This window comes from Vibrio sp., from assembly GCF_047973365.1.
In the GTDB taxonomy this organism is placed as follows: Bacteria; Pseudomonadota; Gammaproteobacteria; order Enterobacterales; family Vibrionaceae; genus Vibrio.
The window spans coordinates 1-10,143 of record NZ_JBKEBW010000047.1 but is presented as its reverse complement, the minus strand read 5'-3'; the positions used below and the strand labels follow the sequence as shown (position 1 = coordinate 10,143).

13 protein-coding genes and 1 pseudogene are annotated in these 10,143 nt (G+C 44.2%); 11 read left to right on the top strand and 3 right to left on the bottom strand.

Annotated features, from left to right (window positions below; all coding sequences use genetic code 11):
- Positions 1–105, bottom strand: a pseudogene (locus ACK5MF_RS06695) (IS110 family transposase); the annotation flags it as partial.
- A 329-nt stretch (positions 106–434) separates the two neighbouring features.
- The gene (gene suhB, locus ACK5MF_RS06690; protein WP_416920568.1) at positions 435–1,238 is read right to left on the bottom strand and encodes an inositol-1-monophosphatase; all 804 of its coding nucleotides are present in this window, start codon (positions 1,236–1,238) and stop codon (positions 435–437) included.
- Positions 1,239–1,417: 179 nt separating this feature from the next.
- Here suhB and trmJ point away from each other — a divergent pair, with 179 nt between their 5' ends.
- The 11 genes from trmJ (at position 1,418) to ndk (ending at position 9,862) form a co-directional block, all read left to right on the top strand.
- Positions 1,418–2,149, top strand: coding sequence for a tRNA (cytosine(32)/uridine(32)-2'-O)-methyltransferase TrmJ (gene trmJ / locus ACK5MF_RS06685; protein ID WP_416920566.1), 732 nt, complete (start codon positions 1,418–1,420; stop codon positions 2,147–2,149).
- A 113-nt stretch (positions 2,150–2,262) separates the two neighbouring features.
- Positions 2,263–2,784, top strand: coding sequence for a Fe-S cluster assembly transcriptional regulator IscR (gene iscR, locus ACK5MF_RS06680; protein WP_416920564.1), 522 nt, complete (start codon positions 2,263–2,265; stop codon positions 2,782–2,784).
- A 27-nt stretch (positions 2,785–2,811) separates the two neighbouring features.
- Positions 2,812–4,026 carry an IscS subfamily cysteine desulfurase gene (locus ACK5MF_RS06675; RefSeq protein WP_416920563.1) on the top strand — a complete coding sequence of 405 codons (1,215 nt, stop codon included), beginning with the start codon at positions 2,812–2,814 and terminating at the stop codon, positions 4,024–4,026.
- Between the two features lie 36 nt (positions 4,027–4,062).
- Complete coding sequence (iscU, locus tag ACK5MF_RS06670; RefSeq protein WP_416920561.1) at positions 4,063–4,446, top strand: Fe-S cluster assembly scaffold IscU; 384 nt, start codon at positions 4,063–4,065, stop codon at positions 4,444–4,446.
- Positions 4,447–4,511: 65 nt separating this feature from the next.
- Positions 4,512–4,835 carry an iron-sulfur cluster assembly protein IscA gene (iscA, locus tag ACK5MF_RS06665; protein ID WP_416920559.1) on the top strand — a complete coding sequence of 108 codons (324 nt, stop codon included), beginning with the start codon at positions 4,512–4,514 and terminating at the stop codon, positions 4,833–4,835.
- A gap of 64 nt (positions 4,836–4,899) precedes the next feature.
- Positions 4,900–5,415, top strand: coding sequence for a co-chaperone HscB (gene hscB / locus ACK5MF_RS06660; protein ID WP_416920557.1), 516 nt, complete (start codon positions 4,900–4,902; stop codon positions 5,413–5,415).
- 21 nt (positions 5,416–5,436) lie between these two features.
- On the top strand, positions 5,437–7,290 hold the full coding sequence (gene hscA, locus ACK5MF_RS06655; protein WP_416920555.1) for a Fe-S protein assembly chaperone HscA: 1,854 nt from the start codon (positions 5,437–5,439) through the stop codon (positions 7,288–7,290).
- A gap of 14 nt (positions 7,291–7,304) precedes the next feature.
- Positions 7,305–7,643, top strand: a complete 339-nt coding sequence (fdx, locus tag ACK5MF_RS06650; protein ID WP_416920554.1) for an ISC system 2Fe-2S type ferredoxin — start codon at positions 7,305–7,307, stop codon at positions 7,641–7,643.
- 53 nt (positions 7,644–7,696) lie between these two features.
- The gene (gene iscX, locus ACK5MF_RS06645; RefSeq protein WP_416920552.1) at positions 7,697–7,891 is read left to right on the top strand and encodes a Fe-S cluster assembly protein IscX; all 195 of its coding nucleotides are present in this window, start codon (positions 7,697–7,699) and stop codon (positions 7,889–7,891) included.
- Positions 7,892–8,056: 165 nt separating this feature from the next.
- The gene (pepB, locus tag ACK5MF_RS06640) at positions 8,057–9,349 is read left to right on the top strand and encodes an aminopeptidase PepB (protein WP_416920550.1); all 1,293 of its coding nucleotides are present in this window, start codon (positions 8,057–8,059) and stop codon (positions 9,347–9,349) included.
- A 72-nt stretch (positions 9,350–9,421) separates the two neighbouring features.
- The gene (gene ndk / locus ACK5MF_RS06635; protein WP_416920548.1) at positions 9,422–9,862 is read left to right on the top strand and encodes a nucleoside-diphosphate kinase; all 441 of its coding nucleotides are present in this window, start codon (positions 9,422–9,424) and stop codon (positions 9,860–9,862) included.
- 105 nt (positions 9,863–9,967) lie between these two features.
- Here the strand turns inward: ndk and ACK5MF_RS06630 are convergent.
- A partial coding sequence (locus ACK5MF_RS06630; RefSeq protein WP_416920570.1) for an IS3 family transposase occupies positions 9,968–10,143 on the bottom strand: 176 nt, incomplete at its 5' end.

The following is a 10,143-nucleotide window of genomic DNA, read 5'->3' as shown; positions in this document are numbered from 1 at the left end:
ATTTCTAGTTAGCTTGGCTTTTTTTAGTATGCGACCAGACGAATTTTTATCTACAACATGAAAAATAGATTTGGCTGTATCTAAACCGACTGTTACGCTTGTCATAGGATCCTATATTACTGTTATTTGTTGTCTTTTCATCAATCAATATGGCTCATTTGAATCAGATTAGGTAGAGAGGGACCAATACATTAATCTAGATAAAAATGTGATTAAACTGGGAATTTGTGGAACAGCGAATGGGCATCGATCTCAAACACGCCCTTATTTTTATAAGAATGTCCTTGCATGGGGCTCCGCTGAGCCTTCCTTGGCTCAGAGGGTTTGCTTATCGATTCACATTCACTGATCAGAAATTTTTTCTAGAACGGTACAAAAAAGCCCCAACCGGTGAAGGAAGGGGCTTTCTTTATATATCAGCTGTGACGGAGCCGTTATTTCATGATTGCACTATTACCGTTTTCACGGATGTGGTTCAGAATGGCTTTCACGCCGCGTGGGCTTGAACCAACGATGTTGCCTGATTTCATGTAATCAGTACCGCCAGCGAAATCGGTCAGGATTGCACCTGCTTCACGAGCAATCAGTTCACCTGCAGCCATATCCCAAGGTTTCAAACCAAGTTCAAAGTAACCATCAACACGGTTAGATGCTAGGTAACATAGGTCAAGAGCGGCAGAGCCAGTGCGACGGAAGTCTGAACATTCAACAAATAGAGACGTCATAATCTTCATGTACGATTCTGAATGCTGCTTTTGTTTGAATGGGAAACCTGTAGCCAAAACGGCACCTTGCAGGTCTTTAATTGCTTTGATACGGATACGTGAGTTGTTTAGCTGTGCACCTGCACCACGTTGAGCAGTGAAAAGCTCGTTGAGCATTGGGTTATAGACACAAGCGACTTCTGTTTTGCCTTTAATGCGAACCGCAATTGAAACACAGAAGTGAGGCAAACCTTTTACAAAGTTTGTAGTGCCATCCAGTGGGTCGATAATCCATTGTACATCTTGGTCTTTACCTTCGATAAGACCGCCTTCTTCGGCAACGATGCAGTGCTCTGGGTAAGAGCTTTTAATCGTAGAAACGATAATGTTTTCAGCTTCTTTGTCTACATTAGTAACAAAGTCGTTCATGCCTTTTTGAGAGGCTTCGATTTTCTCAGGAGTTTCTAGAGATTTAGCAATATGATTGCCTGCTTTTCGCGCGGCGCGAATAGCAATGTTTAGCATAGGATGCATACGGATTTCCCAACGGATGTTAAAGAACGAAAAAAGCGGTGCGCAGTATACCAAATGTTTGTCAAAAAGGAAGTGGTTATTTTTTATCCGTTCAGTTCAAGGAATGTGAAGCTTCTGACCATTTTACTCAGGTTTATGTTAATATTCTGCGGTTATAAATTGAGTAGCGTAAGAACATCATGTTAAGCAATGTTAAAGTGGTTTTAGTGGGAACCTCTCATTCTGGCAATATCGGCTCTGCTGCCCGTGCTATGAAAGTGATGGGTCTTAGTAACATGGTTTTAGTTGATCCTCAATGTGAAGTGGATGCTCAGGCTGTTGCGTTAGCTGCTGGCGCAAGTGAAATCGCACTCAATGCTCGAATTGTTAAAAGTTTAGAAGAAGCGATAGAAGACTGTGGTCTGGTGGTTGGTAGCAGTGCGCGTTCGAGAACGCTGGAATGGCCAATGCTAGATGCGCGTGAATGCGGTGAGAAATTTACGCTAGAAGGGCAAAAACATCCGGTTGCTTTAGTCTTTGGTCGTGAGCGTACCGGGCTAACCAATGAAGAACTGCAAACTTGCCATTACCACGTTAGTATTCCTGCAAACCCTGAATATAGTTCTTTGAACTTGGCAATGGCGGTACAAACTCTGTGCTATGAAATCCGCATTGCTCATTTAAATCTGACTCAATCAGAGTGCATACCTCAAGCTGAAGAGGAATATCCTCGTCACAAAGAGCTGGAAATGTTTTATCAGCACCTTGAAAAAGTCATGATTGACACCCAATTTATCTCTGGAGTACAGCCAGGCCAAGTGATGAATAAACTTCGTCGCTTATTTAATCGCGCACGTCCTGAAGCTCTAGAACTCAATATATTACGCGGTGTTTTGACTGCGGTAGAGAAAAGCTTACAAAATAAAAAATAACCATTGTTACTGAATGGTTAAATACTTGAGCGTTTTAGTCAAATAAATACTTGACCATAAAAGTCAGGTATGTGAAACTTCCAACCACATAATCAATGTGGATACGGTGTGATATGAGACTTACATCTAAAGGAAGATATGCGGTAACAGCCATGTTAGATGTGGCTCTGCATTCGCAACAAAGCCCAGTACCATTGGCGGATATTTCTGAGCGCCAAGGCATCTCGCTTTCATATTTAGAGCAACTGTTTTCGAAATTACGTAAAGCAGGTTTAGTTGCTAGCGTTCGCGGCCCTGGTGGCGGTTATCGTCTAGGTATGCATGGTCATGCGATTTCAATCGGAACTGTTATTGCTGCGGTTGATGAGTCAGTAGATGCAACTAAATGCAACGGTAAAGGTGATTGCCAAGGTGGTACTCGCTGTTTAACACATACACTGTGGCGTGATTTAAGTTCTCGCATCAGTGACTTTCTTAACAACATCACTCTTGGTGAGTTGATGGTTGATAATGAAGTACTAGAAATTTCAGATCGCCAAGACATCGGTCTTGCGATTAACCACGGGATTGCACACAAAAATTCAAACACAGTCACCATTGGTGCGGCACCCGTAGGTATTAATGTTCGTTCTTAAGAACGACGTTTTACATTGGAGTAGAAAATGAAACTGCCGATTTATTTAGACTATTCAGCAACTTGCCCCGTTGATCCTCGTGTTGCTGAAAAGATGGTTCAGTACATGACGATGGATGGTACTTTCGGTAACCCGGCATCGCGTTCACATCGTTATGGCTGGCAGGCAGAAGAAGCGGTAGATACTGCTCGTGAGCAAATTGCAGATCTATTAAATGCAGACCCTCGTGAAATTATCTTCACTTCAGGCGCGACTGAATCTGACAACCTGGCGATTAAAGGTGTTGCCCACTTTTATCAAAAACAAGGTAAACACATCATTACCTGCAAAACTGAACACAAAGCTGTACTCGATACCACCCGTCAGCTAGAGCGTGAAGGTTTTGAAGTCACTTACCTAGATCCAGAATCAAATGGTCTTATCGATCTAAACAAACTAGAAGCCGCAATGCGTGATGACACCATTCTTGTTTCTATCATGCATGTAAACAACGAAATCGGTGTTATCCAAGACATCACTGCTATCGGTGAACTATGTCGCTCACGTAAAGTTGTTTTCCATGTCGATGCGGCTCAGTCTGCAGGTAAGTTGCCAATCGATGTACAAGAGATGAAAGTTGATCTGATCTCTATATCGGCGCACAAAGTTTACGGTCCTAAAGGGATTGGTGCTTTATACGTACGTCGTAAACCACGTATTCGTCTGGAAGCACAAATGCACGGTGGTGGTCATGAGCGCGGTTTCCGCTCTGGTACACTTCCTACTCACCAAATTGTGGGTATGGGTGAAGCATTCCGAATTGCAAAACAAGAGATGCAACAAGATTTCGACCACGCAAAAGCTCTGCGTGATCGTCTACTCGCTGGCATCAAAGATATGGAAGCAGTTTCGATCAACGGTGATCTAGAACAGCGTTTACCAAACAACCTGAACGTGAGCTTTGCTTTCGTTGAAGGTGAATCACTGCTTATGTCTCTGAAAGACCTTGCGGTATCTTCAGGCAGTGCATGTACATCAGCAAGCCTTGAACCATCGTACGTACTACGTGCTCTTGGTCTTGATGATGAATTGGCTCACAGCTCAATTCGTTTCTCATTCGGTCGTTTCACGACCGAAGAAGATATCGATTATGCGATTGAATTGATTCGTGTAGCTGTCAACAAATTACGCGAGATGTCTCCATTGTGGGACATGTACAAGGAAGGGGTAGATTTGAGCACTGTAGAGTGGGCTCATCATTAATCTTTCCAGCGATATAGAGGATTCGAGGTAACTATCATGGCATACAGTGAAAAAGTAATTGACCATTACGAGAACCCACGTAACGTTGGTTCTTTTGATAAAGAAGATCCATCCATAGGGAGCGGCATGGTTGGTGCTCCTGCTTGTGGTGACGTAATGCGTTTGCAAATTAAAGTTTCTCCTGAAGGCATCATTGAAGATGCAAAATTCAAGACTTACGGGTGTGGTAGTGCTATCGCATCAAGCTCGCTTGTGACTGAGTGGGTGAAAGGTAAGTCAATTGACGAAGCCGCCGCGATTAAAAATGCTGAAATTGCTGAAGAACTCGAACTGCCACCCGTAAAAGTTCACTGCTCAATTTTGGCAGAAGATGCAATTAAAGCTGCTGTCGCAGACTACAAGAAAAAACATCAACAATAATTAGTGATTGGGAGTAGTGTGTTGCTACTCCCGCTTAAATTAACAGAAGACCCAAAGGTAGCAGTATGGCCATTACCCTCACTGAAGCAGCAGCGCACCGAGTTCGCACCTTTTTAGAAAACCGTGGAAAAGGTATCGGCCTACGTTTAGGCGTAAGGACAACGGGGTGTTCAGGTATGGCATACGTACTAGAATTCGTTGATGATCTTGAAGACGGTGATCAAGTATTCGAAGATAACGGTGTGAAAGTTATCATTGATGCGAAAAGCTTGGTTTACCTAGACGGTACCGAGCTGGATTACAAAAAAGAAGGCTTGAATGAAGGCTTTGAATTTAACAACCCAAATGCCAAAGGCGAGTGTGGTTGTGGTGAAAGCTTCAACGTCTAAGAGTTCTCTGAATTTGGGGTGAGTAAATGCTCACTCTAAATCGAATTAAAGGACCGATATCAGCATGAATTATTTCGAATTATTTGGGCTACCAATTCAGTTTCAACTGGATGGTAGCCTTCTTTCTTCTCAGTTTCGTGAGTTGCAAAAGCGTTTTCATCCAGATAACTTTGCCACGGCTTCCGAGCGTGACCGATTGATGTCGGTACAAAAGACGGCAGAGATTAACGATGCTAATCAAGTTTTAAAAAGCCCAATTACTCGCGCTGAATACTTGCTCTCGCTCAACGGTGTTGAACTTCGTGGTGAGCAGCAAACGCTTCAAGACCCAATGTTCTTAATGGAACAATTGGAGCTGCGTGAAGAACTTGAAGCCATTATCGAAAGCTCTGATGCGGAAAGTGCGTTGTTCGATTTTGATAGTAAAGTCGAGAAAATGTATAAACAGCAGCTTAACCAAGTAGAGCAAGAGCTTGACGGTCAGCAGTGGGATATCGCAGCAGACACGGTTCGTAAGCTCAAATTTATTGCCAAATTAAAAAATGAAATAGAGCGAGTCGAAGACAAGCTGCTCGGCTAATTCTAAAAAAAGGACCCATAGATGGCGTTACTTCAAATTGCAGAACCGGGTCAAAGTTCTGCACCGCACCAGCACAAACTGGCTGCAGGCATTGATTTAGGAACCACCAACTCGTTAGTGGCTTCAGTGAGAAGCGGTACAGCAACCACTTTAGTTGATGAGCAAGGTCGCAGCATTCTGCCTTCCGTTGTCTCTTATTGCCAAGAAGAAAAAATTGTCGGCTACACTGCTCGTGATAAGGCTGAAGCTGACCCTACGAATACCATTATTTCGGTAAAAAGACTTGTCGGGCGCTCTCTGAGCGATATTCAGTCTCGTTACCCAAATCTGCCGTATCAATTTAAAGCCAGTGAAAATGGTTTGCCTATTATGCAAACCCCTCATGGCGACAAAAATCCTATTCAAGTTTCTGCTGATATTCTGAGAACACTAGGTCAACGAGCTGAAAGCTCGTTAGGTGGTGAATTGGCGGGTGTGGTCATTACAGTGCCCGCTTACTTTGATGATGCTCAGCGAGTCGCTACCAAAGATGCAGCTGCTCTTGCCGGATTACACGTATTGCGTCTGCTCAACGAACCAACGGCAGCTGCCATTGCTTATGGGTTGGATTCTGGTCAGGAAGGTGTAATAGCTGTTTATGACTTAGGTGGCGGAACGTTCGACATTTCTATTCTGCGTCTGTCAAAAGGCGTATTTGAAGTGCTGGCAACCGGTGGTGATTCAGCATTGGGCGGCGATGATTTTGACCATCTGATAGCCGAATACCTACAACAGCAAATGGGCATTGAAGGCCAGTTAAGTTCAAGTAAACATCGTGAGCTATTAAACGCAGCAACGGCTGCGAAAATTGCGTTGTCAGACAATGATCAAGTGGATGTGAATGTTCTTGATTGGTCTGGCGTGCTGAGCAAACAACAGTTCAATGAACTGATCCAGCCACTAGTGAAGAAAACGTTGATGTCTTGTCGCCGTGCACTCAAAGATGCACAAATTTCGGCGGACGAAGTGTTAGAAGTGGTGATGGTTGGCGGTTCTACACGTACTCCATTTGTTCGTGAACAAGTGGGTGAGTTCTTCGGACGCCCGCCATTAACCAGCATTAACCCTGATGAAGTGGTTGCCATTGGTGCGGCGATCCAAGCCGACGTTTTGGCAGGCAATAAACCTGACTCAGAAATGTTGCTTTTGGATGTGATTCCACTCTCTCTAGGCATTGAAACTATGGGCGGCTTAGTGGAAAAAATTATTCCACGTAACACCACTATCCCCGTTGCCAGAGCACAAGAGTTTACCACCTTCAAAGATGGTCAAACCGCGATGAGTGTTCACGTTGTACAAGGTGAGCGTGAGCTTGTGGATGATTGCCGTTCACTGGCGCGTTTTTCACTAAAAGGTATCCCACCGATGGCCGCTGGTGCTGCACACATTCGCGTGACTTACCAAGTGGATGCGGATGGTCTGCTATCTGTCACCTCTATGGAAAAGAGCACTGGTGTACAAGCTGAGATCCAGGTGAAACCGTCTTATGGTTTAAGCGATGATGAAGTGGCTCAAATGCTGCGTGATTCTATGGCTTATGCTAAAGAAGACATGCAAGCGAGAGCGTTGATGGAACAACGTGTTGAAGCGGATCGAGTCATCGAAGGTCTGATTGCAGCCATGCAGGCAGACGGTGACGAATTACTGAGTGATGATGAGAAACAGCTTCTAGTTAAAGCGATTGAGTCACTGATTGAATTACGCAACGGTGACAATGCGGATGCTATTGAGCAAGGAATAAAAGATACCGATAAAGCGAGCCAAGATTTTGCGTCGCGCCGTATGGATAAATCTATTCGCGCTGCATTGGCTGGTCATTCAGTTGACGAGATTTAAAGAGAAGACAAAAAATGCCTAAGATTATTGTTTTACCCCATGAAACGCTTTGCCCGGAAGGTGCGGTATTAGATGCACAAACTGGCGAAACGATTCTTGATGTGGCGCTGAAAAACGGTATAGGAATTGACCACGCGTGTGAAAAATCCTGTGCGTGTACCACCTGCCACTGCATTGTGCGTGAAGGTTTTGATTCGCTAGAAGAGAGTGACGAATTGGAAGATGACATGCTAGACAAAGCATGGGGTCTTGAACCTGAGTCACGTTTAAGCTGTCAGGCTCGCGTTGCGGATGAAGATTTAGTTATTGAACTGCCTAAGTACACAATAAACCACGCAACGGAAGATCATTAATCATTTAGCTTTGGCTTGTTGTAAGCCAGATAACATGACACTGGAACACTATTATGAAATGGACTGATTCACGCGATATCGCCATTGAGCTTTGCGAAAAATATCCTAATGTTGAACCGCAAAATGTTCGCTTTACCGATTTGCATCAGTGGATATTGGAACTTGAAGATTTTGAGGATGAGCCAAATCGCTCGAACGAAAAAATTCTCGAGGCGATCATTATATGCTGGATGGATGAGAGAGATTAATTTCGCCAGCCAAGCTTCGCTAAGTTAACAATTTTTAATAAAAAATCGGGCCATGTAGCCCGATTTTATTATCAAGTTGACATATTAACCTGACAAAATGTTAACATCCGTTGGTTAACGATCAGATGTGGCGCAGAACCGCCATTACAAAGACAAGGAGAAACCATGTCTACACAAATGTCTGTATTTATTAGTCTACAAGCTGCCCAGCCTCAGTGGGGAGAAAAGGCTTTACTCTCATTTTCTGAGCAAGGTGTGACAATCCATCTTACTCAGTCTCACGATTTAGGTGCGATCCAACGTGCTGCTCGAAAATTAGATAATCAAGGTCTACGTGCTTTATCTCTGCAAGGTGAAGGTTGGGATCTTGAAGCGATCTGGGCTTTCCATCAAGGTTATCGCGAAGCCAAGAAAAGAAACGCACTAGAATGGCAACCACTGGCTGAAGCCGATCAAGTTGAGCTTGAAGCGCGTATTAAAGCGACAGATTGGGTTCGTGACATCATTAACAAGAGCGCCGAAGAAGTTGGACCGCGTCAGCTTGCGACTATGGCGGCTGAGTTTGTGAAATCTATCGCACCGGATCATGTTTCTTACCGCATCGTAAAAGATAAAGATCTACTTGCTGAAGGTTGGGAAGGCATTTTTGCGGTTGGCCGAGGTTCAGATCGCACTTCTTCTATGTTGCAGTTGGATTACAACCCTACAGGTAAAGAAGACGCACCGGTTTACGCATGTCTCGTTGGTAAAGGTATCACATTCGATTCAGGTGGCTACAGCATCAAATCGTCTGGCACGATGTCATCTATGAAAGCTGATATGGGCGGTGCAGGTATGGCGACGGGCGCACTGGTGCTTTCTATTCTTCGTGGCTTAAACAAACGTGTAAAATTGATCCTTTGCTGTGCTGAAAACATGGTTTCTGGTCGAGCACTTAAACTTGGCGATATCATCACTTACAAAAACGGTAAGACAGTTGAAATCATGAACACTGATGCTGAAGGTCGTCTCGTTCTTGCTGATGGTCTGATGTATGCGAGTGAGCAAAAGCCTGAGCTTATTATTGATTGTGCAACCTTAACTGGCGCTGCAAAAAATGCACTAGGTAATGATTTCCATGCGCTAATGAGCTTTGATGATGAGCTGTCACACCAAGCTCTGACAGCCGCTAAAGCTGAACATGAAGGCCTATGGCCACTGCCATTGATGGATTTCCATCGTGAAATGTTGCCATCGCCTTTTGCTGATCTGTCTAACATCAGCTCTGGTGATTACACGCCAGGTGCAAGCACAGCCGCTGCGTTCTTATCTTACTTCGTAGAAGACCACAAAAAAGGCTGGCTACACTTTGACTGTGCGGGTACTTACCGTAAGTCCCCAAGTGATAAATGGGCGGCTGGCGCAACGGGTATGGGGGTAAGAACGCTTTCCCGTGTGTTAATGGACCAAGCTAAATAATTGGATCAAAACAAAGGCGGCGTTGAGCCGCCTTTACAAAATAAAACAACAAGTAAAGCAAAAGGACATCTTATGGCCCTAGAGAGAACATTTTCTATTATCAAGCCTGACGCCGTGGAACGTGATTTAATCGGTGAAATTTATCATCGTATTGAAAAAGCAGGACTGCGCATTATCGCTGCGAAAATGCTTCGTTTAACTGACGAGCAAGCAAGCGGTTTTTATGCGGAACACCAAGGAAAACCATTCTTTGAACCGCTAAAAGAGTTCATGACTTCTGGCCCCATTATGGTTCAAGTTCTTGAAGGTGAAGATGCGATTACACGTTACCGTGAACTGATGGGTAAAACTAACCCGGAAGAAGCGGCATGTGGCACTATCCGTGCTGACTACGCACTCAGCATGCGTCATAACTCAGTACACGGTAGTGACAGTCCAGAGTCTGCCGCGCGTGAAATTGAATACTTTTTCCCTGAATCAGAAATCTGTCCGCGCTCTGAAGCTGTGGTTTAAATTTAAGGAGCTCTCGAAAGGGTAATGCTAGTCAGTTAAGCTCAAAAAGACATAATTCTCGTTCCCACGCGGAGTGAAGTGACCCCATAAAGTTGGACATTTCTGTTAAGCGGCTTGCAAGGCCTGATTTCGATATTCTATCGGAGTCAGGCCTTTAAATTTCACCTTAATCCGTTTTGTATTGTAATACTCTATATATTCTTCGATATTTGCAATCAGTTCATCAGCATCAGTGAAGCTTTGACCGTGATACATCTCTGTTTTGAGTAAAGCGAAGAAGT

Bases quoted from the DNA above. Each gene is read 5' to 3' on its own strand.
- fdx (WP_416920554.1), top strand. From the start codon at position 7,305: ATGCCTAAGATTATTGTTTTACCCCATGAAACGCTTTGCCCGGAAGGT.
- hscB (WP_416920557.1), top strand. From the start codon at position 4,900: ATGAATTATTTCGAATTATTTGGGCTACCAATTCAGTTTCAACTGGAT.
- iscR (WP_416920564.1), top strand. From the start codon at position 2,263: ATGAGACTTACATCTAAAGGAAGATATGCGGTAACAGCCATGTTAGAT.
- suhB (WP_416920568.1), bottom strand. From the start codon at position 1,238: ATGCATCCTATGCTAAACATTGCTATTCGCGCCGCGCGAAAAGCAGGC.
- iscA (WP_416920559.1), top strand. From the start codon at position 4,512: ATGGCCATTACCCTCACTGAAGCAGCAGCGCACCGAGTTCGCACCTTT.
- iscX (WP_416920552.1), top strand. From the start codon at position 7,697: ATGAAATGGACTGATTCACGCGATATCGCCATTGAGCTTTGCGAAAAA.
- trmJ (WP_416920566.1), top strand. From the start codon at position 1,418: ATGTTAAGCAATGTTAAAGTGGTTTTAGTGGGAACCTCTCATTCTGGC.
- ACK5MF_RS06675 (WP_416920563.1), top strand. From the start codon at position 2,812: ATGAAACTGCCGATTTATTTAGACTATTCAGCAACTTGCCCCGTTGAT.
- ndk (WP_416920548.1), top strand. From the start codon at position 9,422: ATGGCCCTAGAGAGAACATTTTCTATTATCAAGCCTGACGCCGTGGAA.
- pepB (WP_416920550.1), top strand. From the start codon at position 8,057: ATGTCTACACAAATGTCTGTATTTATTAGTCTACAAGCTGCCCAGCCT.
- iscU (WP_416920561.1), top strand. From the start codon at position 4,063: ATGGCATACAGTGAAAAAGTAATTGACCATTACGAGAACCCACGTAAC.
- hscA (WP_416920555.1), top strand. From the start codon at position 5,437: ATGGCGTTACTTCAAATTGCAGAACCGGGTCAAAGTTCTGCACCGCAC.